General features: G+C 71.7%; 38 protein-coding genes. 8 read left to right on the top strand and 30 right to left on the bottom strand.

All coding sequences use genetic code 11. The features are described from left to right. Positions 1 to 79 precede the first annotated feature (79 nt). From AMETH_RS31740 to AMETH_RS31820, 21 genes are all read right to left on the bottom strand, one after another. A complete protein-coding gene (locus AMETH_RS31740; RefSeq protein WP_017985211.1) occupies positions 80 to 502 on the bottom strand; it encodes a hypothetical protein in 423 nt (140 codons plus the stop codon). Continuing rightward, positions 495 to 1,211, bottom strand: coding sequence for a DUF7341 domain-containing protein (locus tag AMETH_RS31745; protein WP_017985212.1), 717 nt, complete (start codon positions 1,209 to 1,211; stop codon positions 495 to 497). Before AMETH_RS31745 ends, AMETH_RS31740 begins: the two co-directional genes overlap by 8 nt. Continuing rightward, positions 1,208 to 1,666, bottom strand: a complete 459-nt coding sequence (locus AMETH_RS31750) for a hypothetical protein (protein ID WP_017985213.1) — start codon at positions 1,664 to 1,666, stop codon at positions 1,208 to 1,210. The genes AMETH_RS31745 and AMETH_RS31750 overlap by 4 nt, the downstream gene beginning before the upstream one ends. Beyond that, positions 1,663 to 1,857: a hypothetical protein gene (locus AMETH_RS31755; RefSeq protein WP_017985214.1), complete on the bottom strand. Its 195-nt coding sequence runs from the start codon at positions 1,855 to 1,857 to the stop codon at positions 1,663 to 1,665. The genes AMETH_RS31750 and AMETH_RS31755 overlap by 4 nt, the downstream gene beginning before the upstream one ends. After that, positions 1,854 to 2,081: a zinc finger domain-containing protein gene (locus AMETH_RS31760; RefSeq protein WP_017985215.1), complete on the bottom strand. Its 228-nt coding sequence runs from the start codon at positions 2,079 to 2,081 to the stop codon at positions 1,854 to 1,856. Before AMETH_RS31760 ends, AMETH_RS31755 begins: the two co-directional genes overlap by 4 nt. Further along, positions 2,078 to 3,175, bottom strand: coding sequence for an HNH endonuclease (locus AMETH_RS31765; RefSeq protein WP_026153552.1), 1,098 nt, complete (start codon positions 3,173 to 3,175; stop codon positions 2,078 to 2,080). Before AMETH_RS31765 ends, AMETH_RS31760 begins: the two co-directional genes overlap by 4 nt. A gap of 179 nt (positions 3,176 to 3,354) precedes the next feature. Beyond that, entirely contained in the window at positions 3,355 to 3,486 is a 132-nt protein-coding gene (locus AMETH_RS41815; RefSeq protein WP_017985216.1) for a hypothetical protein, read from the bottom strand. After that, complete coding sequence (locus AMETH_RS31770) at positions 3,486 to 3,857, bottom strand: hypothetical protein (RefSeq protein WP_017985217.1); 372 nt, start codon at positions 3,855 to 3,857, stop codon at positions 3,486 to 3,488. Before AMETH_RS31770 ends, AMETH_RS41815 begins: the two co-directional genes overlap by 1 nt. After that, entirely contained in the window at positions 3,854 to 4,537 is a 684-nt protein-coding gene (locus tag AMETH_RS31775; protein WP_017985218.1) for a hypothetical protein, read from the bottom strand. Before AMETH_RS31775 ends, AMETH_RS31770 begins: the two co-directional genes overlap by 4 nt. After that, positions 4,534 to 4,986 (bottom strand): helix-turn-helix domain-containing protein, encoded by a 453-nt coding sequence (locus AMETH_RS42975; protein ID WP_051079467.1) that lies wholly within the window; start codon positions 4,984 to 4,986, stop codon positions 4,534 to 4,536. The genes AMETH_RS31775 and AMETH_RS42975 overlap by 4 nt, the downstream gene beginning before the upstream one ends. Further along, on the bottom strand, positions 4,967 to 5,116 hold the full coding sequence (locus tag AMETH_RS38405) for a hypothetical protein (RefSeq protein WP_017985219.1): 150 nt from the start codon (positions 5,114 to 5,116) through the stop codon (positions 4,967 to 4,969). The genes AMETH_RS42975 and AMETH_RS38405 overlap by 20 nt, the downstream gene beginning before the upstream one ends. Continuing rightward, complete coding sequence (locus tag AMETH_RS31785; protein ID WP_017985220.1) at positions 5,113 to 5,649, bottom strand: hypothetical protein; 537 nt, start codon at positions 5,647 to 5,649, stop codon at positions 5,113 to 5,115. The genes AMETH_RS38405 and AMETH_RS31785 overlap by 4 nt, the downstream gene beginning before the upstream one ends. Then, positions 5,649 to 6,275, bottom strand: a complete 627-nt coding sequence (locus AMETH_RS31790; RefSeq protein ID WP_017985221.1) for a hypothetical protein — start codon at positions 6,273 to 6,275, stop codon at positions 5,649 to 5,651. Before AMETH_RS31790 ends, AMETH_RS31785 begins: the two co-directional genes overlap by 1 nt. Next, positions 6,272 to 6,862 carry a hypothetical protein gene (locus tag AMETH_RS31795; RefSeq protein WP_017985222.1) on the bottom strand — a complete coding sequence of 197 codons (591 nt, stop codon included), beginning with the start codon at positions 6,860 to 6,862 and terminating at the stop codon, positions 6,272 to 6,274. Before AMETH_RS31795 ends, AMETH_RS31790 begins: the two co-directional genes overlap by 4 nt. Continuing rightward, positions 6,859 to 7,185 carry a hypothetical protein gene (locus AMETH_RS31800; RefSeq protein ID WP_017985223.1) on the bottom strand — a complete coding sequence of 109 codons (327 nt, stop codon included), beginning with the start codon at positions 7,183 to 7,185 and terminating at the stop codon, positions 6,859 to 6,861. The genes AMETH_RS31795 and AMETH_RS31800 overlap by 4 nt, the downstream gene beginning before the upstream one ends. Then, entirely contained in the window at positions 7,182 to 8,279 is a 1,098-nt protein-coding gene (locus AMETH_RS39475) for a DNA translocase FtsK (RefSeq protein WP_017985224.1), read from the bottom strand. Before AMETH_RS39475 ends, AMETH_RS31800 begins: the two co-directional genes overlap by 4 nt. Further along, positions 8,276 to 8,524 (bottom strand): hypothetical protein, encoded by a 249-nt coding sequence (locus tag AMETH_RS31810; protein ID WP_017985225.1) that lies wholly within the window; start codon positions 8,522 to 8,524, stop codon positions 8,276 to 8,278. Before AMETH_RS31810 ends, AMETH_RS39475 begins: the two co-directional genes overlap by 4 nt. Next, entirely contained in the window at positions 8,517 to 9,008 is a 492-nt protein-coding gene (locus AMETH_RS31815; protein WP_156131756.1) for a hypothetical protein, read from the bottom strand. The genes AMETH_RS31810 and AMETH_RS31815 overlap by 8 nt, the downstream gene beginning before the upstream one ends. Further along, complete coding sequence (locus AMETH_RS38415; protein ID WP_156131757.1) at positions 9,005 to 9,184, bottom strand: hypothetical protein; 180 nt, start codon at positions 9,182 to 9,184, stop codon at positions 9,005 to 9,007. The genes AMETH_RS31815 and AMETH_RS38415 overlap by 4 nt, the downstream gene beginning before the upstream one ends. A gap of 90 nt (positions 9,185 to 9,274) precedes the next feature. Further along, on the bottom strand, positions 9,275 to 9,445 hold the full coding sequence (locus tag AMETH_RS38420; protein WP_017985227.1) for a hypothetical protein: 171 nt from the start codon (positions 9,443 to 9,445) through the stop codon (positions 9,275 to 9,277). Further along, a complete protein-coding gene (locus tag AMETH_RS31820) occupies positions 9,442 to 9,777 on the bottom strand; it encodes a helix-turn-helix domain-containing protein (protein WP_017985228.1) in 336 nt (111 codons plus the stop codon). The genes AMETH_RS38420 and AMETH_RS31820 overlap by 4 nt, the downstream gene beginning before the upstream one ends. 201 nt (positions 9,778 to 9,978) lie before the next feature. On the opposite strand from AMETH_RS31820, the gene AMETH_RS31825 reads away from it, so the two are divergent. After that, on the top strand, positions 9,979 to 10,401 hold the full coding sequence (locus AMETH_RS31825; RefSeq protein WP_017985229.1) for a helix-turn-helix domain-containing protein: 423 nt from the start codon (positions 9,979 to 9,981) through the stop codon (positions 10,399 to 10,401). Positions 10,402 to 10,681: 280 nt separating this feature from the next. On the opposite strand, the gene AMETH_RS38425 is transcribed toward AMETH_RS31825, so the two are convergent. Further along, complete coding sequence (locus tag AMETH_RS38425; protein ID WP_156131758.1) at positions 10,682 to 11,026, bottom strand: hypothetical protein; 345 nt, start codon at positions 11,024 to 11,026, stop codon at positions 10,682 to 10,684. A gap of 207 nt (positions 11,027 to 11,233) precedes the next feature. Continuing rightward, on the bottom strand, positions 11,234 to 12,763 hold the full coding sequence (locus tag AMETH_RS31830; RefSeq protein ID WP_081617623.1) for a recombinase family protein: 1,530 nt from the start codon (positions 12,761 to 12,763) through the stop codon (positions 11,234 to 11,236). Between the two features lie 40 nt (positions 12,764 to 12,803). Between AMETH_RS31830 and AMETH_RS31835 the strand changes: the two genes are divergently transcribed. Continuing rightward, positions 12,804 to 13,775: a hypothetical protein gene (locus tag AMETH_RS31835; RefSeq protein ID WP_017985231.1), complete on the top strand. Its 972-nt coding sequence runs from the start codon at positions 12,804 to 12,806 to the stop codon at positions 13,773 to 13,775. A 10-nt stretch (positions 13,776 to 13,785) separates the two neighbouring features. On the opposite strand, the gene AMETH_RS31840 is transcribed toward AMETH_RS31835, so the two are convergent. The 3 genes from AMETH_RS31840 to AMETH_RS31850 form a co-directional block, all read right to left on the bottom strand. Further along, positions 13,786 to 15,060, bottom strand: a complete 1,275-nt coding sequence (locus AMETH_RS31840) for an MFS transporter (RefSeq protein ID WP_051079565.1) — start codon at positions 15,058 to 15,060, stop codon at positions 13,786 to 13,788. A gap of 176 nt (positions 15,061 to 15,236) precedes the next feature. Next, positions 15,237 to 15,659 (bottom strand): MarR family winged helix-turn-helix transcriptional regulator, encoded by a 423-nt coding sequence (locus AMETH_RS31845; RefSeq protein ID WP_017985233.1) that lies wholly within the window; start codon positions 15,657 to 15,659, stop codon positions 15,237 to 15,239. A 62-nt stretch (positions 15,660 to 15,721) separates the two neighbouring features. Further along, complete coding sequence (locus tag AMETH_RS31850) at positions 15,722 to 16,309, bottom strand: dihydrofolate reductase family protein (RefSeq protein WP_017985234.1); 588 nt, start codon at positions 16,307 to 16,309, stop codon at positions 15,722 to 15,724. A 70-nt stretch (positions 16,310 to 16,379) separates the two neighbouring features. Between AMETH_RS31850 and AMETH_RS31855 the strand changes: the two genes are divergently transcribed. Further along, entirely contained in the window at positions 16,380 to 16,955 is a 576-nt protein-coding gene (locus AMETH_RS31855; protein ID WP_026153554.1) for a TetR/AcrR family transcriptional regulator, read from the top strand. A gap of 1 nt (position 16,956) precedes the next feature. Here AMETH_RS31855 and AMETH_RS31860 read toward each other — a convergent pair whose 3' ends face one another. Then, positions 16,957 to 18,414 carry an NCS2 family permease gene (locus AMETH_RS31860; protein WP_017985236.1) on the bottom strand — a complete coding sequence of 486 codons (1,458 nt, stop codon included), beginning with the start codon at positions 18,412 to 18,414 and terminating at the stop codon, positions 16,957 to 16,959. A 101-nt stretch (positions 18,415 to 18,515) separates the two neighbouring features. On the opposite strand from AMETH_RS31860, the gene AMETH_RS31865 reads away from it, so the two are divergent. Then, positions 18,516 to 18,758, top strand: coding sequence for a DUF2530 domain-containing protein (locus AMETH_RS31865; protein ID WP_017985237.1), 243 nt, complete (start codon positions 18,516 to 18,518; stop codon positions 18,756 to 18,758). 111 nt (positions 18,759 to 18,869) lie between these two features. After that, positions 18,870 to 19,040 (top strand): hypothetical protein, encoded by a 171-nt coding sequence (locus tag AMETH_RS38430; RefSeq protein WP_017985238.1) that lies wholly within the window; start codon positions 18,870 to 18,872, stop codon positions 19,038 to 19,040. Here AMETH_RS38430 and AMETH_RS31870 read toward each other — a convergent pair. Together AMETH_RS31870 and AMETH_RS31875 are read right to left on the bottom strand one after the other, a co-directional pair. Next, the gene (locus AMETH_RS31870; protein ID WP_017985239.1) at positions 19,028 to 21,778 is read right to left on the bottom strand and encodes a sacsin N-terminal ATP-binding-like domain-containing protein; all 2,751 of its coding nucleotides are present in this window, start codon (positions 21,776 to 21,778) and stop codon (positions 19,028 to 19,030) included. The genes AMETH_RS38430 and AMETH_RS31870 overlap by 13 nt on opposite strands. Further along, positions 21,762 to 22,583, bottom strand: a complete 822-nt coding sequence (locus AMETH_RS31875) for a DUF3027 domain-containing protein (protein WP_017985240.1) — start codon at positions 22,581 to 22,583, stop codon at positions 21,762 to 21,764. Before AMETH_RS31875 ends, AMETH_RS31870 begins: the two co-directional genes overlap by 17 nt. A gap of 49 nt (positions 22,584 to 22,632) precedes the next feature. Here AMETH_RS31875 and AMETH_RS31880 point away from each other — a divergent pair, with 49 nt between their 5' ends. The 3 genes from AMETH_RS31880 to AMETH_RS31890 are packed head-to-tail and all read left to right on the top strand — an operon-like array spanning position 22,633 to position 25,701. Beyond that, positions 22,633 to 23,409 (top strand): glutaminyl-peptide cyclotransferase, encoded by a 777-nt coding sequence (locus AMETH_RS31880; protein ID WP_017985241.1) that lies wholly within the window; start codon positions 22,633 to 22,635, stop codon positions 23,407 to 23,409. Positions 23,410 to 23,450: 41 nt separating this feature from the next. Continuing rightward, a complete protein-coding gene (locus AMETH_RS31885) occupies positions 23,451 to 25,181 on the top strand; it encodes an MFS transporter (protein ID WP_017985242.1) in 1,731 nt (576 codons plus the stop codon). Between the two features lie 22 nt (positions 25,182 to 25,203). Then, positions 25,204 to 25,701, top strand: coding sequence for a DUF2771 family protein (locus AMETH_RS31890; RefSeq protein ID WP_026153555.1), 498 nt, complete (start codon positions 25,204 to 25,206; stop codon positions 25,699 to 25,701). Between the two features lie 205 nt (positions 25,702 to 25,906). Here AMETH_RS31890 and AMETH_RS31895 read toward each other — a convergent pair whose 3' ends face one another. Continuing rightward, complete coding sequence (locus AMETH_RS31895) at positions 25,907 to 26,293, bottom strand: cold-shock protein (protein WP_017985244.1); 387 nt, start codon at positions 26,291 to 26,293, stop codon at positions 25,907 to 25,909. Positions 26,294 to 26,402 lie beyond the last annotated feature (109 nt).

Genomic DNA, 26,402 nt, shown 5'->3' on the forward strand with positions numbered 1-26,402 from the left:
GCCGCCCCGTTCGGGACTTCTTAATTATGTACCCCCGGGACTCACTATCGCAAGTGGATAGTGTGTGGTGCGGAGCACACTACTGGGCGGCGAGCTCGCGGGCCTTGGCCTCAGCCAGTTCGTGCGCCCGCTCCGGAGTGGACGCGTAGGCAGTCAGGTGGTGAACGTCGGTGCCGCTCACCGCGCGCTCCAGCTCGCCGGCGTCGGTGTCGACGTGCACCCGCTCGCCGGGCATGTCGGCGGTGTCGAACACGACCCGGGATGCGCCGCGAAGCTTCGCCGGCGCGGACAGCTGCCAGCTGCCGCCCTGCACGCTCGCCCGGCACGCCCACACATGCGCGACGAACCCGACTCCGGCCTGGGCCACGCGCACGGGCGCGACGATGTGCCCCTCGCCGAGCTCGGCGGCGAGCTTGCCCGCGGTCTCGGCGTCTGGCCATGCGGCGAGGATCTCCGGGAACTCGCCGAGTCGCAGGATCGCGTGCAAGGTCTGCTCACTCATGCTGGTCATCCTCCTCGATCGGCCGGATGGTGCCAGTCCACCCGCCGTTGCCCTCCGCTCCGGAGCGCAGCCGTGGACGCGACGGCTGCGCCTGGTCCTGCTGCTCGAGCACCTCACGCAGCAGTTCGAAGTTCGCCGGCGGCCAGCAGTGCTGGCACGCCAGGCACACGCACCCGCGCTCCGGATCGATCTGCAGCGCGGGCACTTGCACGTGCCCGTGCTCCTGGTCCCCGCGCCACACCATTCCGGCGCCGCACGCCGGGCAGGCCGCGGCCATGTGCAGCTGGCGCGGTGGGTCCAGCAGGTTGTTGATCTGGGCCGCCCAGTACTGCAGTTCATGCACGACCCAGGCGACCCGGTCACCGTCGGCCCATCGGCCTGCGATCGCCGCGGCCGCGCGGAACCGGGAGACCGGATCGGCGTCGGCCACCATCGCGTTGTAGTGCAGCTCGGCCGCGGCGCGCTCGACTTGGCGCCGCAGGTCCGCGGCGGCGAGCCGGAGCGGTTCGGTCGTGCGCGCGCCGCTGGCCTTGCCGGTCTCGCCGCCGTGCGCGAGCGCCTGGTCCAGCTGCTCGAGCAACGATGGCGCGTGATGCGTGGTGGTCGTCAGGTCCTCGCGGACGATTTTGCGTTCGATCGGGTCGACGAGCGCGGCGAGCGCTCGCCGCAGCTCGCCCTGCAAGGCGCGCAGAGTGCGCTGATCGGTCATCGGGTCCCCCGTGCGTGGATTGTGCGTGGTGGCCGCGGCCGGTGGTCCGGGCCGGTGTTGCGGTGGCGGCGCAGGTGCAGCGCGCGCATCTTCGGATCCGTCGGCGGTGCCGGCCGGGCCAGCCCGGCGTGCTGCAGGCACTCGGCCATCGCGTTGACGGTCGGCACAAGGCTCGCGAAGGCCTGCGCCACGCCCTCGACCAGCTGTCGCCAGACCGGAGCGGCTCCGCGCAGCACGACCGCTGCGGCCTCCAGCCGCCGCTCGGCTTCCTGCTCTCTCGCCCGGGCCAGCGCCGCGCGCAGGACGTCGGCCTCCGGGGTGACCTGCACGCGGCTCGCCGCCCAGAGCCGCTGGTGCACCTCGCAGCAGAAGTCCGGCGACGGTGAGTCGCCGAGGGGGCCGCCGCACCAGTGGCAGCCGATCGCCTGGTCGATCAGCTCGATGATGTCGGTCATGCCCGCTCGGCTCCGGTCTGCTCGATCTGGTCGACAAGCGCGAGCAGCGCGTAGCCGACGCCGAGCGTCGCCGCGCTGTCGATGTGCTCGAACGGCAGGTGTTGCACCTCGTCGGTGTAGGCGTCGAGTTGCTGGGCCGCGCGGTCGAGCCAGGCGCGGGCCTGGCCGGCCGCGGGTGGCCGCGGGGTCATGGGGTCCATCGTTCGGAGTCCCTTCCTTCCTGTCGTTCGGCTTTCGCGATCCGCTGGTGGTGCGCTGGGCCGCGCAACGGCTCGCCGGTGATGACGTTCGTGCAGGTCTTGCCTGGCTGGGCGTTGCAGCGTGGGCAGTCGGTGGTCTCGGCGTCCTCGCGGGTCATGAGGAAGTTGCCGAGCTCGTCGAGGCGCCGGAGCTCGCCCGCGGTGTAGCGGCTCACGGCGGACCGTCCGAACCGGGCAGGCTCTGCTCGCACTCGACGCACCCGGTGTCGACCGGGTAGCCGTGCACGCACAGCTCGGCCTGGTCCTCGTCGACATCGTCCGGGGCGGGCGGGGTGTAGCCGGTGATGCCCTTGGCGTAGGGGCTGGGGGCGAGGTTCCCTCGTGCGGTGGTGGGTGGTCCGACGGTGGGGCGTTTCCCGGTTGGTCCGGCGTCTCCCACTCGGTCTTTCCAGGACGGTTTCAGTGCGGCACCCATCCCGGCCCCGCCCCTACCCAGCCCGACCGTGGTGCCGCCGCTGATGCCGTCGCGGATCTGCCCGTTTCCGGGCGCGACCTGCCCATTCGTGTAGGTCGGGGCGGGAGTGTCCGTGCCGTCCGGTGGATCCGGCGTCCTGGCCGGATCTGGATCGGATCCAACTGCGGATCTGGGTCCGGGTGCTGATGTGGCGTTGATCTTGCGCTGATCGGACGTTGGTCCGTCGTTGATCTTGTCCGGGTCGGGCGGGGGCAGGAGGTCCATGCCGGCGACCTCGGGCGTGCAGTCCTGCTTGCGCGAATTGCAGCCGCGGCAGGCCACGACGAGGTTGTCCGCTCCGGCGGCGATCTTCGGGTCGACGTGGTCGAACACGCCGCCCGCCGGGGTCTTGCGGTCCTGCCAGCGGACCTCGATGCCGCAGTAGCGGCAGCGGCTGCCGTCGCGGGCGCGCACCGCGGCCTTGAGCTGCGGGTCGCGCAGCTCGCGCCGCTTTGCCTTGTGCACGTCGTTCTCCGACCGGGACGGGTTGCGGTCGAGGAACCCGTGCACGTAGAACCCGCCGAGCTCGGCGGGCCAGTCGCGGCCCTCCAGGCAGCGGCACTCGTCGCCGTGTTGGTGCAGGAACGGGCCCCGGTCGGCCACGCGCATCTCGGTCAGCGCACGCAGTTCGGCCCGGGAGGCGATCTCCCGGGCCTTGTCGGCAGGAATCCAGCCGTCCGTCCGTTGCGCCGAGCAGTACAGCTTCATGCGCTGTACGGCGCCGTAGGCGGCGTTTCCCACCGCTCGCACGAGAACGTCGTCGTACTCGACGTCGTCCGTCCGCAGCCACGGCATCGGTCACCGCCCGCCGCTCGGCACGGACACCGCGCAGCACTGGCCGCTGCCCTCCAACGGTGATTCCTCCAGCATCGTGCTTGTCCACTTCGGATAGGTGACCGGCCGCGCCCCCGGGGAAGCAGGGGCGCGGCCGGTCGGCTGTGACGGCGCTCAAGGCGAGCGCCGAGATCGGGTAATCAGGTCTGCTGGTCCGGCGCCGGCTCGCGGTGCGCCCCGTCGCTCTCGTCGCGTGCGTCGTCGGTGGCGGGCACGGGGTGTTTGCCCCAGAGGCTCCATGCGGCGGGCGGGATCGGCGGCTGCTCAGGCATCAGCGGGGGGTCTCCTGGTGGGTGAGAGCGGCGCGGAGGTCCCGGATCAGGTCGGCGGGGTCCGGGTCGCGGCCGTCCTCGAACTCGGCCTCGTCACGGTCCAGCCGGGCGAGCGCAGCGTCGATGCGGGCCTGGAGGTCGTCGCGCTCGCGGCGCGTGGCCATGAGCCGGCCGCGGTCCTCGACCGCCTCCTGCCGGTACTGGAGGCAGTTCGCGTGCAGCCGCTCCAGCTCGGCGAGGATCTTGCCAGCGAGGTCGGCGACCTTCGCGGCGCTCGGCTCCGGCACGCGTCCGGCTGCCCAGTTCTCGGCGTAGGCGCGCAGGGCGATCGCCGAGGCACGCGGGCCCGCCATTTTCGACTTCTCGGTCATCGCTTGCGCTCCTCGCGTCGGTGGAGCACGGCTGCGGCGGTGTTGGCGACGTCCTCCCACAGCGACACGCCCGGGTTGAACGGCGAGCGCGTCTCCGACCAGTTGTCGTTGGGGTCCCACAGCGCGGCGAGCTCGTCGGCGATCTCCCTACCCGCGTCGCACGGCTCGCACGGACGTCGAATCAGCTGGCGGAGGGCGTCCGGAATCCGGATGTCGAGCACGATGACGACATCCTCAGGGGCCTGAGCCGGAGCGGTCTCGGGGCCGCGCTCGAGCACACGGACGGTCGTGGGCAGCACGGCGTACGGCGTCGGCTCGCCGGGCTTGAGCACGGCCAGCCAGCCGCGCCGGTTGATGTCTTCGTCGTCGACCAGCGTGCCCTCTACGACGGGGAAGTCCCGTCCGCCGTAGCCGCGGACCCGGTCGCCGGGCCGGGGCTCCGGTCGGCCGAACCGCTGCTCAGCATCGGCGCTGAGCTTGAACAGGTCCTGCGCCGTCAGGACCTGCCCAGTGAGGACTGGGGCGGAGGCGATGCCGCGCGGGTAGCGGGCGCGCAGCGCGGTGCGGACCTTCTCACGGTCAGTGTCGCGGATGGCCGGCCCGGTGCCGGTGTTGCAGAGGCACAAGGCGTCGTGGACGAGCTGCACTATGTCGTCGGTGATGTCGGTCGGGCCGGTCACTGAGGGCCTCCGGTGGTGTCGAGGATGTTGCGCTGGCAGGCGAGGAACACGGCGTGCGCGCGGTCGCGGGCGCCGAGCTTGTGGAACATGCGGCGAGCGTGGGTCTTGACGGTGTCCTCGGAGATGTGGAGCTCACGGCCGATGTCGGCGTTCGTGAGGCCCTGGGACATGCCGTGCAGGACCTCGACCTCGCGCTCGGTGAGGCCGGCCAGCACGGCGGGCGGGTTGGTCTCCGACAGCGCCGGGCGTTCGGGCGCGCGGACCGGGCGCCCGGAGACCTTGCCGGGGCCGCCGGTGACGTAGCGACGCTGCCGGGCGGGGCCGTCGGGGATGCGCTTGACGTCGATGCCGTAGCTCGACAGCACGCCCATGACGAGCGGGACGGCGTCAGGGTGGATCTGCAGCCCGGTGTACCGGCTGCGGTCGTCGTCAGCGAGTGCGGCGGTCATCGTTGTCCTTTGTGGATTCGGCACGCCGGTGGGCGTGCAGGTAGTCGGCGGCGGAGTCGAGAAGCACGCCGGCGGCCCAGACGGCCAGGCGCGCGGTGTGGGCGAGGGCCAGGGCGACGACGGCGTTCACGGGCGGGACCTCAGTTCGTGGTCGGTGCAGGCCGGCCACCAGGCGCGCACGTCGGTGCCGGCGCCGCGGGTGATCCGGTCGCCGTCGTGGACGAGGCACTTGGGGTAGCGGCCGGGACGGCGGTAGCGGCAGTTGCCGCAGCGGCGCCCGGGCGCGGCCCGGTCGGCGGCAGGCGCGGCGCCGGGGTGCAGCTTCACGGGGTAGCCCAGCGCGGCGGTGAGCGGGTGCGCACCGGCGGCGAGGTACTGGCCCTGCCGTTCGGTCCGGCGGGCGTCCGGGGACGCCTCGCCGAGCCGGTAGAGCGGGGCCGCGGTGTACTCGAACGGGCCGCCGGGGCGGCCGACCGTCCACACCACCCAGAAGTGGTGCCGGCCGCTGTCCGGGTCGGCGGCGACCTGGACCACGCGGCCGCGCCAGGACGCGTCCCGGTGGTAGCCGACCCGCTCCCCGACGGCGAACAGCGGCCGGTGCTCCGCAGGGCCCGAGCTGCCGCCCCACAGCGGCAGCGAGTGCTGGTCGGACTGCTTGGTCATCACGTCGCGTCACCCCCGCGCAGGAGTTGCCGGGCGGTGTCGAGGCGAGCCCAGTCGGCCGGGTCGCCGCCGAGGTCCGGGTGCGACTTGCGGGCGGCGATCCGGAGCAGGCCGCGGATGTCGGAGTCGGTGAGCTGCAGCGGGTGCACCGCGCCGGTGAACTCGCGGAGCCAGTCCAGCGCCTCGCGCTTGGTGGAGAACGGCGCAGCCGGGCGAGCGCCTTCGATCGCGCGCCACCCGGCGTACTGCTCGCCGCGGCTGGACACCCCATAGCGGTCGACGGTGCGCAGCGCGTGCAGCGCGAGCGCGATGGCCCGCACGTTGTCCTGCCAGGAGTTCGCGAAGGTGTCGCACGGGTAGGACAGCGGTCCGTGCTTGCTCCGGAAGGCCAGCGCCACGCCGTGGTAGCGCACCTTCGCGTTCGAGCGGAGCATCCCGTCGCGCCGCACGTCCGCGTCGGTGGCCACGACGCGCAGCGCGACCGCGCCCTGCACACCGAGGTGGGCCAGCTCGCGGCTGAGCAGGTCGAGGGTGTCGGCCCACTTCACGCGGAACGGGCTGGCCCGCGGGTGCGGTGTTGCCGGGTAGGGCCAGGTCGGCATCGGCTCGATCTGGTATCGCATCATCGGCGCACCACCGCCGAGGATGTGCCCGGGTACGGCTTGCCGCCGCCGGGCTCCTCACACGGCCCGAAGGCCTCGCCGGAGGCGCCCATCGGATAGAGGTGCCGGTGCGGCCGGACGGTCGCGCCGGCGCGGCGTGCGTGCTCGAGCTCGTTGGCCAGCTCGACCGCCTCGGCCTGTAGCCGGGCTGCGGCGGCCTGCAGGTCGTCGCGCTCGTGCACGACGGTGCTGAGCTGCTGCTGGACGTCGACCAGCTCACGGCGCGTCCGGTCGTGGGCGGCTTGGTGCTCGGCGCGCTCGCGGTCGGCGGTTGCGGTGATGCGGTCGAGGTTGCCGCGCACCGTGGCCAGCTCGGCCCGCAGCCGGGTCAGCTCGGCCTGGGTGGCTTCCCGGTCGGCGGCCGCCGCACCGGCAGCGCCGCCGCGGGCCAGCAGCGGCTCCACGATCTGCTTGCGCACCGCGGCGGCGAACGCGGTGATCGTGTGGTGCGGTAGCGGTTCGTCGCCGGCGCGGCGGGCCAGGCGCTCGTCCTCCCGCCGCAACACGACTTCCGGGTCGGGAACGGCGCGGCCGGTGACCGTGGCGGTCATGACTCGGCCCACCAGTGCTCGCGGCAGTGGTCGGTGCCATCCGCCTTCTCGGCCGTGCAGCGGGACTCGCCGCGGCCGTCCGCGCGGGGAGCGCGGAACTCGCAGCGGCCCGGCAGGTTGGCCTGCAACCACCGCCGCGCCTCACCGACCGCGGCCCCGTGCGCCGCCGCGTCGCGACCGTGGTTGTCGGTGATGGCCTGCCGCATCGTCTTGGGCAGGCGCTGCCAGGAAGCGCGGCAGGAGAACTTGCTGTGCGGGATCTCGGCGCCGCAGCCGCACGGGCAGGCGTGCATCCGCCGGCGGTGGTCAAGGTGGGCGCTCACTGGGCACCACCCCGGATCTCCTCGAGGACCTCGGCGAGCCCGTCGACGGGCACCAGGACCTCCCGGGCCTTGCTGCCGCGGGCCGGGCCGAGCACGCCGCGCTGTACCAGCTGGTCGATCAGCCGGTTCGCCTTCGTCGCGCCGATGCGCAGCTTGCGCTGCAGCAGCGTCACCGAGCCCAGCTGCCCGGTGATCAGCACCTCGGCGGCCTGGCACAGCAGGTCGGGGTCTCGCTCGAGGTCGGGGAACTCGGACAGCGGTTCGTCCACAGCGGAGGTGTCGGCTGTGGACAGCACGACTCCGGCGCCGTCGCGCAGGATGCTGCTGCCCGGCGGAAGGTCCGCGTCGGCCTCGGGCTTGCGTGGCGGGGGCGGCAGGTCTGGCACGTACACCGCAGCGTCGGGCTCCTGGCCGGCGCCGTCGATGTCGTCGTCCCACCGGTAGGAGGTGACCGCGCCGATGTAGCTGGTGCCGATCTGCACCAGCAGCGGCGAGCGCTGGTGGTAGCGGTAGGTCTCCAGCGCGGACTTGCGCGCCTTGGCCACCCGCACGAACGGCTCCAGCGCCGCGGACCCGAAGTCGGTGCGCGGCACCGCGGGCACGACCCGGCCGGAGGAGTCCCGGTGCTCGAGGAAGTCCGGGCGCCGGACCAGCAGCGACCACACCGTGCGCGGGTACTCCTCGATCCGGCCCGGCGAAAACTCCAGCCGCAGCCCGTCGGCCTCGAACAGCGCGTCCTCGCTCTCCCGCACGACGAACACGCCCTCGTCGATGCGGATCTCGACCGCGTGTTCCTTGTGCTCCTTGGCTTTCCGCTTGAACGCGTCGATCACCGTGCGGACGTCGTCGATCCGCCACAGCATCGGCTCGTGCAGCTGCCCGTCCGCGTGCACGTAGGTCTGGCCCACGGCGAACCCGTTGCACGACGTGCCCACCAGCAGGTCCGTGCGGCCCGGCTCCAGGCCGCGCTCACCGCGGTCGGTGTGCAGCAGCACGCCGGCGACCGCGCCGTCCTCCGGATCCTGGGCAGCGGTGTAAACGAGGCTGCCCAGCAGCTCCAGCAGGTTCTTGGTCTCGATGCGGATCGCGCTCACGCCGCGTCCCCACCGTCAGCCAGCGGCAGCTCGGGCTGCTCCTCGCGGTGGAACTCACGCGGGTCGACCACCACGCCACCACGGATGTGGATCAGCGGGTGCTCGCCGCACAGCGTGCAGTTGCCGAACTGGTCGAGCGTCGGCACTGGCCGCAGGGCGTGCCGCCCGTACTCGAGGTCGGCGAACGTCTGTGGCCGCCGCTCCTGGGCAGCCGCAGGAGCTTGGGCGGTCTGGGTGTCATCCACGGGGCTGACCTCCGGAGATCGGGACGAGCATGTGCCCCCGGGCCTCGATCTCGGCCCGGGTCCGCTCCTCGATAGGGACGGGAATGTCGAACGTGGGGGTCAGCGCCAGCTCCCAACGCCCGGGCGCTGCCTCGCGGTAGTAGTGCGTCGACCCCGGCGGCTTGTTGGTGCAGCGGTAGACGACCGGCTGAGCGGGCGGCACCGGGCGGCCGCGGCGGAGCGCGGCGACCAGTCGCGCCCACAGCCCGCGCCGCTCTGGGGTGTCGCGCACGGCCGGCGGCCGCGGCGGCCAGGCGCCGCGCTCCTCGTAGAAGCTGTTCACCGAGACGTGGTCGTCGGCGCGGCCGTGGTGCTGGCCACCGGCCGAGTCCGGCACGGGCACCTCGCCGGACTCGCGCTGCCAGATCGTGAGGAACGGCACGGTCGGCTCGCGCCGCGCGACCGGGAAGACGTCGGTGGGGTCGTCGGGCCAGACGGCGATCACGCGCCCACCCCCGACGGGGTGGCCGGTGCGACGGCCGGAGTTGTGTGCGGCGCTGTGCCGTTCGGCGGGACGCATGACGTCGTCATCGCGAACAGCGCGCCGAGGGCGAGCAGGGCTGCCGCGGCGCGCTTCGCGCGCTGCTGGGGCGGGGGCGGTGCCTGTACCTTTGTCGTCATCACCGGGTGTTGCTCCTTCCGAGGGTTCCGGTGTGCGCCCGTCTCGTCGCCTGGTCCGCGCGAGGCGGGCTTTTCTGTCGGTGGGCTGTGCTAGGCGGCGCTCTTGCGCTCGGTCATGCCGCGGCGGATCGGCGGCAGCAGGAGGCGAAGGCGGTCGAGGGTCGCTCCGTCTGGGCGAGGTGCCCGCGCGATCACGCGGTCGATGAACTGCGCGCGCGACTCGCCAGGTTCGATCGCCAACCGGTGAAGGGCGGTCGTCACGCCGCCGCTCCAGCGACCCGTTTGGGGCCGCGCGAAGGCTCCCGGTCGTCCCGACGGGGTGGGGCTTTCGGTTCGCGCTTGGGCTGCTTTGGTGGTTCGTCCGGGAATGACGCGCCACCCTCCGGCGCGAGGCGGTCGTCGCGCAGCGCTCGGGCGAGCGCGAACTGCCGACGGCGGGAGGGCTTCCCGTCGTGGCCCAACTCGATGTTGCGGAGATACCCGACCGACATGCCGACCTCGGCCGCCAACTCGACCGTTGACTTGTCGGCCTGCTCGCGGAGGCGCCGCACGAGCTGGCCGTAGGCCGGTTGAGTGAGTGGAGGTTCGATCATGTGCAGAAAGGTACAGAGAGGTTCAGGGTCGTGCAAGGTCCAATGTTGCACTACCCTGCACTTTTCTGTACTCTTCTGAACCTAACGCCACCAAAGTGCCAGCTCAGGAGGCTAAATACGATGGCGCAAGCGGAGAGATTGTTGACGCGACGCAGCGGACGCCGGTTCGCTCCCTGTACTTTTCTGAGCTACTCTGCACGCATGGACGAGCGCCGGAAGAAGCTCGGGAGACGGGTCGCCCTTGCCCGTCAGCGCGCCGGCTATTCCAGCCAGAAGGCGTTCGCCGACGCCGCCGACCTCAGCGAGAAGAGTGTCGCCGACGTGGAGCGCGGCGATACGCGCCCGGGCAAGTCGACGTTGTGGAAGATCGAGGGTGCTCTAGGTTGGCCCGACAACGGAGCGGTTCACTACCTCGAGACTGGTCGCCCCGAAGATCTTGATGCACTGCCGTTGCCATCGACCGCGCCCACAATCGCAGAGCCTCGGCGGAACTACCCAGCCCAACTTGAGGACGACACCGAGCGGAAGCTGTGGGACCTCCCCGAACTGTCCGAAGAGGAGCGCTGGAACCTGATCATCTTCTACCGCACGCAGCGCGCGACCAAGCTCCGTAACACCGGGTGAGAGCCACCGCGCCAACTAGGCCAAATGGGTCGTTACCGCGCGGTAGTTGATCACGAACCGGAAACGGTTGCTAACTCAATCTGGCGACCTTAGATACATCAATCGTGAAAAGAATCGACCTACTGGGGAGGCGGTCGAAGCGGAGGGCTGATGCCTATGAGCAGGGCCTTTCGCTGATCGCGGAGGCTGTCGCCGGCGGATCGTCTCCTAGTTCGAAACGGTCAGGTAAGGCTCACCTGACCGTTGTGCCGCCCCTGGAGCCCGGGGCGCAACGAATTGCTCACCGAAAGCTTGCACTTCGGCCACGGGCAGAGTTCTGCGGCTGGTTCCTGTCTGGGCTGACGGCGGCGGTCATGCTGGTAACCCTCGTGGCGCTGCGCGCACCGGCCTCGCCGACGGATGAGGCTGTGCCCGACCGCGCGCCGGAGTTGAGCGTCGCCCCGACGACCGGCGCGCCCGACGAGAACGACGTCAGAATCCAGGTGGAGCGGCTACGAGCAAACGGGACGGTCAGTTCGACGACGCCAACGACAACCGTCACAGTCACCGCTCCAGCAGCATGGAACGGCTCGCCCAGCACCCGCGTAGCGACGCCACCGAGCAGTTCAACCGCGCGTAGCAGCACGCCCCGAACTCCCCCGCCCTCGACGTCCGCAACCGAGCCAGCGCCGCCGGCCGCGTCCGACCGACCAGCGCCTGGCAACAACGACGACACTGATCAGGACGGGGACACCGCACCATCGGATGGCCAGCCCGCGGATCAGAAGCGCGCGCAAGGAACCCCCCACGGCGTGGCGCTCAACCTCGGCGCTCTGCTCGCCGCGGTCCTTGCCTAGCCGGCGAGCCCTCCATGCTCGGTCGGTTCGTCGCGCACCAGCGCGACGCGTTCCTCCGCGGGCACAAACGGTTGCCTCCGCCCGGCAGGCATGACGTGCAGCTCACCTAGCACGTTCTTCGCGAACAGCAGTCGCATGATCGCGCGCCGAGCCGCGATCGGGGTGTGCTGCCAGCGTTCCGCCACGTCCGGCCCCGGCTCGATCAGCCCGCGGAGGACGCTGGGTCTCGCCAGCTGCTCCCGCTCGCGTTCGAGCTTGGCGATCCGCTGCTCCAGGCCCGGTGCGACATCGCTCGCGAACCCGACGGACAGGGTGCCAGCCCGCACCTTCGCCTTGAGTTCGGCCAGTTCCGCCCGCACGCCCGCGAGCTGGGTGCGGATCCGTTCAATCTCGGCGTCCCGCTCGTCGTCGGCCTGGTCAAGGGCGCCGTACTGGCGCGGGTCAGCCAGGAATCGCAACGCGATGTCGGTGGCCAGCTCCTCCAACGGGCCCTTCCGGATCGACACGTGAGTGTTCCCGTTGCAGCGATAGGCGTCACGGGAGCCACCGATGTACGCGACCGGGCTGCCACAGACGCCGCAGCGCGCGATCAAGCTCAGCAGGTGAACCGCTGCGCCCGGCCGGGTGTTGGTGCACGCGTTGGCCTGCAGGCGTTCCTGCACTGCGTAGAACAGGTCTGGCTGGACGATCGCTTCCCACTGGGCGGTGACCAAGGCCTTGGCGTTCTTCAGGCTCCGGTTCCCTCGCACGCCTGGCGAGTGCACCCGGAGGCCGGCGTATGCCGGGTTGACCAGCCAGGAGCGCATGTGCTGCTGGGTGACCTTCGTCCCCTTTCGAGTGCGCAAGCCGCGCTGGTAGAAGTCCTCGGCGATCGCACGCTGCGAGTGCCCTGCGGCGACGCGCCGGAACGCTTCCTCCACCCAGGGCGCCGCCTCTGGGTCGGGGAACTGGCCGATAAGCTCGCCGGTCTTCGGGTCGTACTTCCGGATGAAGCCGAACCCCGGGATGCCATGCGGTAGCCCCTCGGCGGCGTTGACTGCGAGCTGGTCGCGCGTGCGCTCGGACGTCTTGGAGGCCTCGGCCGACGCGTCCAGCGCTTCGTCCAGGAGAGCGCGGCGGTCCCGCCAGTCCGCGCAGTTGAACAGCCGCCCCATCACCTCCACCCAGATGTAGACCTGGTGTTCCTCGCACAACTCGATCAGCCGGAGCCATTCGGATTCGCGGCGGCTCCCCCGCGACGCCTCCCACAGCTGCAGGATCTCGCCGCGTTCGAAGTCGCCAGATTCGAGGTCCTGCATCAGCCGCGCGAAGTCGCCCCGCGACCCGCGCGAGTGCCGTGACGCACCGCCGACGTCCCGGTATGGCCCTCGGTGATCGGTTCGCCACTGCCGGATCTTGGCCCGCCGCAAGTGCGCCTTATCCTGCCGCGCGGGGCTCGCTTCCTGACCGTTCGCAGCCTTTTTGGAAACCCGCAGGTACCGACGCGCTAACGACCCGGCCGCCCCGGGCTCGACGAGGGGAGACATGGTGAGTAGGGTAAAGCACCACGCAGAAGGTACGACGACAGTGATCGCGATCGTGCTCGGCGTGCTGCTGTCCTTCGCCTCCGTGGCCGGCGCGGCCGGCTACCTGTGGTCGCAGGGCAGCGACGCGCCGCCGCCCGCCCCCGGCCTGCCCGCCGTGTGGCCGGGCAAGGACGGCGAACTGCCGCGCCGCGTGCCGATGCCCTCCGGCGAGATGCTGGCCGCGCTGCCCGCCGGCAGTTCCGGGCACGTGCTGTGCCAGGCGTTGTCCGAGCAGCGCTGGGAGGCGCTGCTCGGCGGCGCCACGCTGCGCGAGGTGCGGGGCAGCGTGTGCCACCTCGTCACCGAAAGCCTCGACGTCAGCCTGCGCCTCGACAACGTGCCCGCCACCCTCCGGTCGCCGCAGTCGGTGGCGGTGTCCGGACGGGCCGCGGAGGTCGAGTCGAGCGGCACCGTCAACGCGCGACTCAACGTCCACCTGGTCGACGACGCGCCCAGCGGCGAGGTCCACCCGTACCTGCGCCTCGACATCACGCGCTACGCCGTCACCCGCCCGGGCCTCACGCTGGACGACCTCGCCACGTCGATCGCGCGGGACGTCATCAACGCGACGATGGCGCCCGGCCCGGACCTGCCCGCACAGGGCCGCGACGCGGTGATCGCGATGCGGGTGACCGAACCGGTGCCGGGTTACGGCATCCAGGACGCGCCGTGGCCGGTGGTGTCGTGGCAGCTGTGCACGCAGCTCGCGAAGACGATGGGCACGAGCCCGTCTGCGACGAAGCCGAGGTTCGACGGCCGCTGCACGGTGCGCACGGTGCAGGCCGCCCTGACGGACGACGTGACGCCACGCGCGTACCCGGACACGCTGGCCGGCCGACCCGCCCTCATCACCGACGAGATGGTGGCCGTGAAGCTCGACGAGAGCTCAAGCCAGGAACTGGCATTCACCGGCACGGGGCGAGACCTGAAGTCACTCGCGGAGACGGTGCTGCCCGCCCTCCTCGGACGCTGAGCGCCGCCGGTCAGGCGGCCCGCGACCGGTCCGAACGGCGCCGCGCGTTGAGCACCCTCAGGCCGGCCAGGCGCACCGGCCTCGTCATGCCGCCGCGGCGGGCCAGCACCACGGCGCAGGCCGCGGCGGCCACCGCGGAGATCACGCCGCCGATGAGGAACGGGGACCGGCCGCCGAAGGTGTCGGCCATCCAGCCGACCATCGGGCCGCCGATGGGGTTGCCGCCGATCAGCACGAGCACGTAGAGCCCCATGACGCGGCCGCGCATCTCCGGGCTCACCGACGTCTGCACCAGCGAGTTCGCCGTGTTCAGGAACGTGATCGTGGCGAACCCGAGCGGGATCAGCGCGATGCCGAACGCCAGGTAGGTCGGCATGAACCCGGCGACGAACTCGACCGCGCCAAGGCTGAACGCCGCGATCAGCAGCAGCCGCACCCGCGGACGGCCCCGCGCCCCGCGCCGGGCCGCCATCAGCGAACCCGTGAACGTCCCCACCGCGAGCAGCGTCGACAGCAGCCCGTACCCGTCGGCCTGCGTGCCGAACACGTTGCCCGCCACGATCGCCAGCGACGTGAAGAACGTGATGCCGAAGGTGCTGACGAAGAACACCAGCACCATCAGCGAAACCAGGTCCGACCGCCCGCGCACGTAGGCCAGCCCCTCGCGCAGCTGCCCCTTGGCGCGCGCGACGGCCGGGCCGCGGAACAGCTTGTCCGGGTCCATCAGCAGCAACCCGGTGATCACGGCCAGCGTGCTGACCGCGTTCGCCAGGAACATCCAGCCGGTGCCGACCCACGTGATCGCGAACCCGGCGATGGCGGGCCCGACGATCCGGGCCATGTTGAACACCGACGAGTTCAACGCGACCGCGTTCGTGATCTGCTTGCGCCCCACCATCTCCGCGACGAACGACTGCCGCGCCGGCACGTCCAGCGAGCTGAAGATGCCCAGCACGAAACACAAGACGTAGACCTGCCACAGCGTCACCACACCGGAGACGTCGAGCAACCCGAGCACCAGCGCCTGCACGCCGATGCCGCTCTGGATGGCGATGCACAGCTTGCGCTTGTCCACCCGGTCGGCGAGGACACCGGCCCACAGGGACAGCATCAGCGTCGGCAGGAACTGCAGCGCCACCGCGATCCCCAGCGCCACCGGGTTGTTCCCGGACAGCTCGAACACCAGCCAGTCCTGGGCGATGCGCTGCATCCAGGTGCCGATGTTGGAGATGATCTGGCCGGAGAAGAACAGCCGGTAGTTGGGCACCCGCAGCGAGGCGAACATGCTCGCCTTCTGCCGCGCCTTCTCCCCTGGCTCCACGGCCGGGGCGGCGGCGGGCTTGGGCCGCATCCGGCCGGACGGCGCGGTGCAGGCGGCACGGTCGGCGGGTGGTGCCTGGCCCCGGGTACCTGTGTTCGTCAGTTCGGACTGTCCGTCAGTACCCGTGTTGAGCCCCACCGTTATTCGTTCCCCGCCATCCTGTCGATGATCTCGGCGGCGCGGGCGAGCACTTCCCGCTCCTCACCGCTCAGTTCTGCCAGCTTCCGGTCCAGCCAGGCCTCGCGCACCGAAATCGTCTCGCCGACGAACGCCAGGCCCCGCTCCGTGAGGGCGACGATCGACTGCCGCCCGTCCGTCGGGTGCGGGCTCCGCTCGACGAACCCGAAGTCCTCCAGCGCCGCGATGACCCGGGTCATCGACGGCGGCTGGACACCCTCCTTCGCCGCGAGCTTGCCCGGCGTGAGCGGTCCGCACTTGTGCAGCGTGGACAACGCCGCCAGCTGCGTGAGCGAGACGTTCTCGTCGGTGCGCTGCGCCCGGAGCTTGCGGTTCAGCCGCACCACCGCGAGCCGCAACCGGCTCGCCAGGGCACGCTCCCGCATATCGGACACATAGTTAGCATACCTTACGATAAACAGTGCGACCGGGTGAAATCGATCGCACCCTACTTTCGGCTGAACCAGCTCACGACCACACCGTTGTCAAACATCCTGCGGTCGGTCACCGCGAACCGCGTCGGGTCGAACTTCCCGTCCACTAGCGGGATCCCGTCCCCGGCGACCACGGGATAGCTCTTGATCACCAGCCGGTCGACCTCCGACCAGACCGCCCCGGCCAGCTTGCCGCCGCCGCAGAGCCAGACGTCCTTGCCCTCCTCCTGCTTGAGCGAGCGGACCAGGCCGAGCGGGTCGCCGCCGACCACCGTGACGGCGGGGTCGGGGCTTTCGCGCAGGGTGCTCGACACGACGTACTGCCGCAGGTGGGCGTACGGGCTGGTGACACCGATGTCCAGCGCCGGCTGGTAGGTGCCGAGCCCCATGACCAGCGTGTCGATGCTCTCGTTGGGGGCGTCGGCGATACCGGCCGCCTCCCGGATCATGGTCGGCACCGTTTCCGGGAAGGTCTTCAGCATCCACCCCCGGTAGGCCTCGAACTGGGCGCCCTCGCCCTCGGGATAGAAGTCGAACTCGCCGCCCGGGCCCGCGATCCGGCCGTCGATGCTCACCCCGACGTAGTAGACCAGCTCTCGCATGAATCGCTCCATTCGTAGTACTATGTCCGTAGTGGTTCAACCGTAGTACTACAACTGGAGTGGTGTCAAAATAGTGCGCAGGAACGAGGAGCGACGGGCGGCCCTGCTGGACGCCGCGATCGAGGTGCTGGCCGCCGAGGGCGCACGCGGGCTGACGTTCCGCGCCGTCGACAAGGAGGCCGGGGTGCCGGCCGGCACGGCCTCCAACTACTTCGCCAACCGCGACGACCTGCTGTACCAGATCGCCCAGCGGTTCTACGAGCGCATGGAGCCGGACGCGGCGACGATCGAGCGGCAGCGGACCGCGCCGCGGGATCGGACGACCTACACCCAGCTCATGCGCGAACTCGTGGCGCGGATCACCGCGTTCCCCAGCGGCTACCTCGCGCTGCTCGAACTACGCCTGGAGGCCACCCGTCGCCCGGAGCTGCGCAAGCTGCTGACCGAGCGCGTGCGCGCCGACGTCGACGCGAACGTGACCTACCACGAGCAGTCCGGGCTGCCCGGCGACGCGACCGCGGTGCGGCTGCTGATCCTCACCCTCAGCTGGATGATCGTCGAGCAGCTCACCCTGCCGGACGTGTACGGCGAAGCCGAGCGGGACGAGCTCATCGCGGCCGCGGTCGAGCGGCTCGTGGCGGAGTGACTCAGCCGATCGCATCCTGGATCGGCCCCACCGCGAAGTAGGCCACGAACGCCACGGCGATGCCCCACAGCAGCGGGTGCACCTTCCGCGCGCCACCGGTCACGGCCTGGATCACGACGTAGGAGATGAACCCGACGCCGATCCCGTTGGTGATCGAGTAGGTGAACGGCATGACGACGATCGTCAGGAACGCGGGCAGCGCGATCTTGAAGTCGGTGAAGTCGATCTCCCGCACCTGGCTGATCATCAGCGCACCGACGACCACCAGCGCGGGCGCCGCGGCCTCGACGGGGATCACCTCGTACAGCGGCGTGAAGAACATGGCACCGAGGAACAGCAGCCCGGTGACCACGTTGGCCAGCCCGGTCCGCGCGCCCTCGGCGATGCCGGACGCCGACTCCACGAACACGGTGTTGGAGCTGGACGAGCCGGCACCGCCGGCGACCGCGCCGAGGCTGTCCACGAACAGCGCCTTGCCGGTGTTGGGCAGCTCGCCGTCGCGGCCCAGCAGTCCCGCCTCCTTCCCGAGGCCGGTCATCGTGCCGATGGTGTCGAAGAAGTCGGTGAGGATCAGGGTGAACACGATCAGCGCGGCGGTGATGGCCGGGACCTGCACCCACGCGTCGAAGTTCACCTGGCCCAGCAGCGACAGGTCCGGCCAGCCGGCGATCCGGTCCGGCAGCGCCGGGTACCCGAGGTTCCAGCCCTTCGGGTTGGTGCCGCCCGCTGGGCCCGCGTTGACGAGCGCCTCCAGGATGATCGCGATCACCGTCGTCACCAGGACGCCGATGAGGATCGCGCCGCGGACCCGCCGCGCCACCAGGACACCGGTGATCAGCAGCCCGACCACGAACACCAGCGTCGGCCAGCTCGCGATCGATCCGCCGATGCCGAGCCCGACCGGCACGGTGGTGTTCGCCGCGTCCGGGATGCGCCGCACGAAACCGGCGTCCACCAGGCCAATCAGCGTGATGAACAGGCCGATGCCGACCGCGATCGCGGCCTTCAGCGCGGGCGGCACGGCGCGGAACACCATCGTGCGGATGCCGGTGAGCACCAGCACCAGGATGATCAGGCCGTTGAGCAGGACCAGGCCCATCGCGGCGGGCCAGCTCATCTGCGGCGCGACGCTGACCGCGATCAGCGAGTTGATGCCGAGCCCGGTGGCCATCGCGAACGGGTAGTTCGCCACCACGCCCATCAGGATCGTCATGACGCCCGCGATCAGCGCGGTCACGGCCGCCACCTGCGGGACCGGCAGGATGTTGCCGAACAGGTCCTTGTGCGCGCCCGCGTCCTGGGCCGAGAAACTACCGATGATCAGCGGGTTGAGCACCACGATGTAGGCCATCGTGACGAAGGTGACCAGCCCGCCGCGCACCTCGCGGCCGACGGTCGACCCACGTTCGGTGATCTTGAAGAACCGGTCGAGTCCGGTCCTGCCGCCCTGCACAGCCATGCAACCTGCCTTACCTGGTGCCACTGGGATGACCCGCGGGTAGCCTTCCTGACGTGGCCGATCCGATCAACGCCGGGGATGTTAGACGTCCGTTGCTTCCGGTGCCCGAGTTACCCGAGCGGCTGGTGGTGCTCTACCCGGTCGTCGCGGTCGGCACACTCGTGTGGTTCGCGGGTTTCCTCGTGCTCGGCGGGATTCGCCTGTTCGGGACGGGCGGGCCGGCGAGCGTGTGGATGTGGACCTGCCTCTCCGGCAGCGTGCTCGGGCTGATGGGCATGGGCATCATGAGCTGGCAGCGCTGGGCGCGCCGCCACGGCAGCCGCAGCGCCCAGACGGGTCTCTAACGGTCAGCGGCGAGTTCGCCGCGACGGCCATCCAGAGGATCTCCGCGGCGCGCGCCGACCAGCGATCGACGATCGGCGAACCCGACCGGGCCCCTCGGTGGCGATCCACCCGTGGTGGACCGCCAGGTCGGCGACGGCCTCGCCGGGCACGCCCTCCGTGAAGTGGTCCGCCAGGCCGCGCACGATCGCAGCGCAGGCGCCGGCGCCGCCCGGCGCACGGCGAACACCCTCCCGACGGTGGCCGGAGCGGCCGTCGCGCTCAAGGCGTTTCAGAGCAGGTAGGTCGTCGTCGCGGGGTCGTTCAGCACGGCCTCGACCAGGTAACGCTCGGACCAGCGGCCTGCCGCCCAGGCGAACGCGCGGGCCAGCCCTTCGGGCGAGTCTTCCGCGTGATGTTCCCCGTGAAACGTCCCACTTTCGACCCACCACGGCGTGGCGCGCTTGACTCCGTCGACCTCGACGGTCAACTCGTCGTGCACTACCAGCCCGCCTTCGGGCAGCGGGATGTTCAGCAGCTCCGCGGCCAGGACCAGCGCGGTCATCTCCGCCCACGGCACGAACTCGCCGTCGCTGCTGACCCTGGCCTCCGCGTGTTCCGACAGCAGCGGGATGTCCAGCAGCTCGGCGAGCGCAGCCACGTCCGCCCCCGGCGCGGCGGCGACCAGGCGTTCCGGCGCCCACACCGCGCCCAGCCACGGCAGGTCCAGCACCGCGGTGCGCTCGGCGTCGACCACGGACCCGTCGACCGTGCGCACCCGCTCGGGCGCGTCCAGCTCAGCCCACTCCAGGTCCGCGGCGGCCAGCAGGGCGTGCGCCCGCAGGATCAGGCCAGGCGGGATCTCGCGGTCCGGGTCGCCGAGCCGGTCGAGCAGGTCGGCCGCGTCGTCGAGGTTGCGCACGGCCAGCTCCGCCCGGACCCCGGCGGCGGCCAGCACGTCCGGGCGCACCCCGACGTCGGGCACCGGGTCGTACAGGCCGGTCAGGCTCGCCGCGTCCGGCAGCCGCCACTCGGCCGGCGCGCGGCCGGCCAGCAGCGCGTTGCGCTCCAGCCACGCCGCGGACGGGCTGTCCGGCATCGTCAGCGCCTGCCAGGTCTCGCGCTGCCCGGCGATCAGCCGCAGCGCCTGCGGCCACGCGTCGTCGGCGACGAGGTCGAGGTCGCGGATTTCGGGCTGCTCGTCGGAGTTGCCCACGACCAGGAACTCGTCGAGTACCCCGAGTTCGGTGAGCACGCGGGACGGCCACTGCTCGGCGAACTCCGCGTCCAGCACGGAGAACGGACCGTCCTCTTCGAACACCTCGGGGTCGAAGACCTCACGCAGCGGCGAGTTCGGCAGTACCAGCTCGTCGGCGCGCCGCCAGCCGTCCGCCGACGGCAACGCGAGCGCACCCAGCCCCTCCGCGGACGTGTCGGAAACCAGTCGCAGCACGGCTTCCGCGAGCGGACGGGTGTCCAAACCGGACTCGGCGTCGGCCACGCTGCGCTCGATCGCCTCCCGCAGCGCGGGCGCGTCGAGCAGGTCCGCCGCCTCCGCCTGCTTCGCGCCCAGGCGCTCCAGCAACGGGTGCGCCGCCTCCGGGTGGACCAGCCGCAGCCCGCCCACGTCGGCGTCAGCCAGCAGGTCGAGCAGCTCCGAAGCGCCGAGCAGCAACGCACCGCGCGGACCGGGCAGCGTTCGGCCGTCCGCCAGCGGCACGGGCAGTGCGCCCAGCTCGTCCGCGGTCACCTCGTGGTTGTCCAGCAGGGGCAGGAAGGCGTCGTACAGCGAACGCCACCACTCCGGGTCCCTGTCCACGCCGATCAGCAGGTCGACCAGGTCGGCGACGTCGAGCCGGTCGGCGTCGACGGTCGCGAGGAGCTGCGCCGGCTCGTAGCCGCTGATCCCGGCGAGCCCGGGCACGACACCGGCGAGCAGTTCCAGCAGCCGCGGCGACTCGACCGACAGCACGCGCGCGCTCGACGGCACGAGGTCGTCGCCCTCGGCCGCGGGCAGCCACGCCTGGGTCGCGAGCTGCCTGCCGACCAGCTCGCGGAGCTTGCCGTCCACTTCGGACAGCGGGAAACCCGCTTCGGGCACCAGCTCCAGCCGGTCCTCCGGCGCGAGCTCGCGCACCAGCGCCGGGTACTCGCGGGCGGCCGCGGCGAGCGCGTCGTCGGCGCCGGGCAGCACCCGGCGGCGGGACGGCTCCAGCGGCACCGTCGCGATCAGCCGGGCAGGCAATGACAGCCGCTCGTCGGTGGGCGTCGGGGCGTGCAGGACGTCCTCGGTCAGGCGCCCGTCGACCGGCTTCGCCCACACCACGTTCTCGCCGACCCTGGTCAGCCAGCGGACCGTCCCGGACGGGGTGGACAGCTCCACCACACCGTCCACTTCGGATCTCGTCCACTCCGCGCCGGGCGCCTCGATCCGCGCCAGCCAGGGCAGGGACAGCAGCAGGTCCTCGGCTTCGTCGTGCAGGCGGGCCAGCAGCTCGTCCGCGGCCACGCCGTCGCGCAGGGGCAGCCGCACCTCGGTGTCGAAGCCGGCGGGCAGGTCCTCGTCCACCGGCCACGGCAGGCGCAGCACCGGCACCGCGCCCTCGCTCCCGGCGGCCTCCCGGGTGCGGGTCTCGGAGAACGCGACGCCGCCGGTCCGCGAGATCACCCGCGGTTCGCTGCTGACCGCGAGCACCGCCGCGAAGCCGACGCCGAACTGCCCCACGGTGTCGCCCTGCTTCGCCGACGCCCGCAGCGAAGCGAGCGACGCCACGCCGGCGGCGTCGAGCGGCGCGCCGGTGTTGGCGACGCGGAGCTCGCCACCGGCTACGGACACCCGCAGCGTGCCGGGGGCGCCGGCGAGCGCGGCGGCGTCGGCCGCGTTCTGCGCCAGCTCGACGAACAGCCGGTCGCGGTAGCCGCCGACCCGCAGGTCGGTCTCGGCGTTGGTGTCTTCGGTGAACCGGGTCGGCGAGTCCTGCCAGGCCCGCAGCACCGAGGCCCGCAGCGCCCCGGTGCCGAACGGATCACTCAGCTGACTCACTCGCCGTCTCGACGTCCGCGGTCGCGCCCGTCTCGGTCTTCGGCTCCTCGACCGGCTCCATGTCCAGCAGCGAGTCATCGTAGACCAGCTCGGCGACCGGCACCGACGAGGTCACCTCGACCTCGACCTCGGAATGCGCGCCGCACCCGTACTCGGCGTGCACGACGTTGCCGTCCGCCGGGGCGATCTCGTTGCCGCACACGCCGAAGGCGGCGCGCAGCGAACCGGCCAGCGGGAGGTAGAAACCACACGTGCCGCAGTGGGCGGGCGCGCTGCGCGCCATGTCCGACCGCGGCCCGAACTCGCCGCGGTGCCACCGCGCGGCGGCCTCCTCGCGGCCGAAGCGGGACAGGACGTGCACCCGGCCGAGCCCGGCCTCGTGCGCGACCTCCTCGACCGCCGGGTCGTCGGACTGCAGGTACGCCGGGACCAGCCGCGGGTCGTCCTTGTCCGGCGGGAGGATGTCGCCGACGCCCAGGTCGCCGGCCCGCACCCGCCGCTCCCACGGCACCCACTGCGGCGCGATCAGGGCGTCCGGGCCCGGCACGAGCACGACCTCGCTGACCGTCACCGGGGCGTCCGCGCCCGCGCTCGCGACCGTCACCGACCAGCGCCAGCCGCGGTAGCCCGGCACGTTGGCCTCGAAGAGGTGGCTCGCCGACACCGCGTCCTCACGTGACACGCCGACGTGCGCCCCGACCTGCTCGGCCCCCGCCTCTTCGACCGCGGCCTCGCGCGCGAGGTCGACTGCCTCGGCGAGAGCGCGCTCCACGGAGCCGTCGTCCAGGGTGAGCAGCAGCGTCATACCCCAATTGTGCCCCGCGCGCCTCCGGCGGCCGTGTCAGGGTGGAGGCGTGCGCACCCTGATCACCTTGACCCTCGCCACGGTCGTCGCGCTCGCGGGCTGCGCGGCGGCGACGCCGCCCGCGCCGGCGACGGTTCCGCAGCTCACGGTGCAGGTGCTGGAGACGCTGCCGCATGATCCGGCGGCGTTCACGCAGGGCCTCGAGTTCTCCGGCGCCACCCTGTACGAGGGCACCGGGCTGGTCGGTCAGTCGTCCGTGCGGGCGGGCGCGCCAGGGCAGCCGCCCACCACGCGCGTGGACCTGCCCGCACCGCTGTTCGGCGAGGGCATCACCGTCACCGGGCCGACCCTGTGGCAGCTGACCTGGCAGAACGGCGTCGCGATCGAGCGGGACGCGCGGACGCTCGCCGAGCTGCGGCGCGTGTCCTACGACGGTGAGGGCTGGGGGCTGTGCCACGACGGCGGCCGTCTGGTGATGAGCGACGGCTCCGACCGGCTCACCTTCCGCGACCCGGCCACGTTCGGGGTGACCGGCGAGGTCACCGTGCACCACGGCGGGCAGACCTTCTCGCAGCTCAACGAGCTGGAGTGCGTCGGCGGCGCGGTGTACGCGAACGTCTGGCAGACCGACCGGATCCTGCGGATCGCCCCGGCCACCGGCGAGGTCACCGGGCAGATCACCGCGGCCGGGCTGCTCACTCCGGCCCAGGCGTCGGCCGCGGACGTGCTCAACGGCATCGCCGCGATCCCCGGCACGGACGAGTTCCTGATCACCGGGAAGCTCTGGCCGTTGATGTTCCGGGTGAAATTCGTGCCCGCTTCCTGATCACCGAGCGCGTCGGTGCAGGAATACGGCAAGATTGACGTGTGGGGCGCAAACGGAAGTGGACACCGGCACCGGGTGCCGGGCAGCCGTGGCGCGCCCAGGGGCGCTTCTACCCGGAGTCGGCCGCGGTGCCGAACGCGGACGAGGCGCCGACGAGCGCGTTCCCGGCAGGCGGGCGCACGCCACCGCCGCCACCGCCGCGTGGCGCGCGGCCGTACCCGCCGCGGCAGAGCCCGCCGCCGCAGCAGCGGCCGTGGCACAGCGAGCCGCCGCCCCGCCGCACCGAGCCGCTCTACGAGCACTACAACACCGACGGGTACGCCGACCACAACGCGCGTCCCGAGCCGGAGCCGGCCGCGGAGCACCGCACGGAGGCGACCGCAGGGCCGCTGCCCCGGATGCCGAAGAAGCTGACCGTCACCCGCGTCGCCGCGCTGCGCAGCCGCGAGCTGGGCGGCCGCGCGGTCGGCATGTTCCAGCGCGCGACGAAGGCCGACGGCGCCGACAAGTCCGGCCTCACCTCGCTGACGTACGCGGTGATGCTGAACTACGCCAGCGACGCGGCGATGGCCATCGCGCTGGCCAACACCCTGTTCTTCGCGGCCACCAGCGGCGAGGGCCGCGGCAAGGTCGCGCTGTACCTGCTGATCACCATCGCGCCGTTCGCGCTCGTCGCGCCGGTCATCGGCCCGCTGCTGGACCGGATCCAGCGCGGCCGCAGGCTGGCGATGTGCCTCACCTCGGTCGGCCAGGTGCTGATGGCCGTGCTGATGGCGCTGCACTTCAACGACTGGGGCCTCTACCCCGCCGCGCTCGGGAAGATGGTGCTGTCCAAGTCGTTCACGGTCCTGAAGTCGGCGGTCACCCCACGCGTGGTGCCGCCGGACATCACGCTGTCGAAGACCAACGCGCGGCTGACGGTGTTCGGGCTCGCGGCGGGCGGTGTCTTCGGCGCCATCGCCTCCGGCGTGAACTCGCTGTTCGGGTCCGCGGGGGCGCTGTGGTTCACCGCGTTGATCTGCGCGGCGGGCGCCGTGCAGGCGATGCGGATCCCGGCGTGGGTCGAGGTGACCGAGGGTGAGGTCCCGGCCACCCTGAAGGCGCACCCGGCGAGGAAGAAGAAACGCCAGCCGCTCGGCAGTGACGTGGTGCTCGCCCTGTGGGGCAACGGGACCATCCGCATCCTCACCGGGTTCCTGATGATGTTCGCGGCGTTCGCGGTGAAGGCACAGGCGGAGCAGACCGGGCAGAGCCCGTTCATGCAGCTGCTGCTGCTCGGCCTGATCGGCGGCGCGGCCGGGGTCGGCGGGTTCGTCGGCAACGCGCTCGGCTCGCGGCTGAGCTTCGGGCACCCCAGCCAGGTCGTGCTCGGCTGCGTGGGCGCGGCGCTGGCCTCGACGATCCTCGCGACGGTCATGGCCGGGATCGTCACGGCCGCGATCGTCGGTCTCGTCGGCGCCACGGCCAGCGCGCTGGCGAAGATCAGCCTCGACGCGGTGATCCAGCGCGACCTGCCGGAGGAGTCGCGGGCGTCGGCGTTCGGCCGGTCGGAGACGGTGCTGCAGCTGGCGTGGGTGTTCGGCGGCGCGATCGGGCTGCTGCTGCCGCCGACCTACTGGATCGGGTTCCTGGTGGTGTCGATCCTGCTGGCGGTGGGGCTGGCGCAGACGTTCCTGCTGGAGCGGGGCTCGTCGCTCCTGCCCGGGCTGGGCAGCAGGCGGGACCGCAGGCCGGCGCGGACCGGCAGCGGGGCCGCTCCCCGCGTGCAGTGAGCCGACCCGTAGGGTTTCCGGCATGCGGCGAACTTTGCTGTTGCTGTCGGCCGGTGTGCTGGCGCTGACCGGGTGCTCCGCCACGGTCGGCCCGCCCGAGGTCACGTTCTTCGGTGACGGTCACACGGTCAACGCCGAGCCGATCGTGAACTGCGACGCGCTGTTGAAGTCGTGCTCGGAGAACCCGGACGCCGCCGTGACGCTCAAGGTGCGGCCCGGCAAGCCGGTGCAGATCTCCGTGCCGTCCGAGATCGGCGACACGCCCTGGCTGGTGAACGTCCAGTACGCCAACGCCAAGGGCGAACTGCAGCCGGTGAAGCAGCAGTTCTTCTCGCCCGGGGACAAGCTGGCCTACACGGCTACCGGAGCCGCGGCGGACGACCAGCTCGTTGTGGTCGAGGTCCAGCAGCTCGGGGCTGCCTATGCGGCTGATCAGGCCGGGAATCCGATTCTGGACGAGAACGGGAATCCGCAGTTGGTGGCGCGGGCCTTCTGGTCTTTGCAGGTCCAGCCCGGCTGATGTTGCCGCTACGCGGGTGTTGAAGGCGCCGGCTTCGCTTCGCTACGCCCCGATTGTCAGTGTTCGGTTGCCGAGACACCGCGTCAAGGCGGGAAAGCGTGCCTTGACCCGGTGGCTCGGGGGGTTGGTTGCGTTTCGTTGCCGGGTGCGGCTCGCTGCCGCACTCCCGCTCGTTCCCTGCGTTTCCCCTCCGGTGTGAGCCGGCTTACGGATCGAGGTCCCGGGCGACCGCGCGCATCACTTCGGCGATCCGCTTGGTGTTCTTCCGGTCCGGGTAGCGGCCGCGGCGCAGGTCCGGCTGCACCTTCATCTCGAGCAGCTTGATCATGTCCTCGATCAGGCCGTGCAGCTCCTCCGCCGGGCGGCGGCGCGCTTCGGCGACCGAGGGCAGGCTGTCGATCAGCCGAACGGACAGGGCCTGCGGACCACGACGGCCGTCGGCGACGCCGAACTCCAGCCGCTGGCCCGCCTTGAGTGCCTCGACCCCTTGGGGGAGCGCGGTCTTGCGGATGTAGACGTCCTGGCCGCCGTCCTGGGTGACGAAACCGAACCCCTTCTCCGCGTCGTACCACTTGACCTTGCCGGTCGGCACTGCCCTCACCGTTCCTTCGCTCTGAGTAAGTCATCTCGCGTACCGGCGGCACGTGACCGCCCTGCACGACGAACGCGCCCTGGGCGTACCCAGGACGCGTAACCACCAG

Source organism: Amycolatopsis methanolica 239, from assembly GCF_000739085.1.
GTDB classification, from domain to species: domain Bacteria; phylum Actinomycetota; class Actinomycetes; order Mycobacteriales; family Pseudonocardiaceae; genus Amycolatopsis_E; species Amycolatopsis_E methanolica.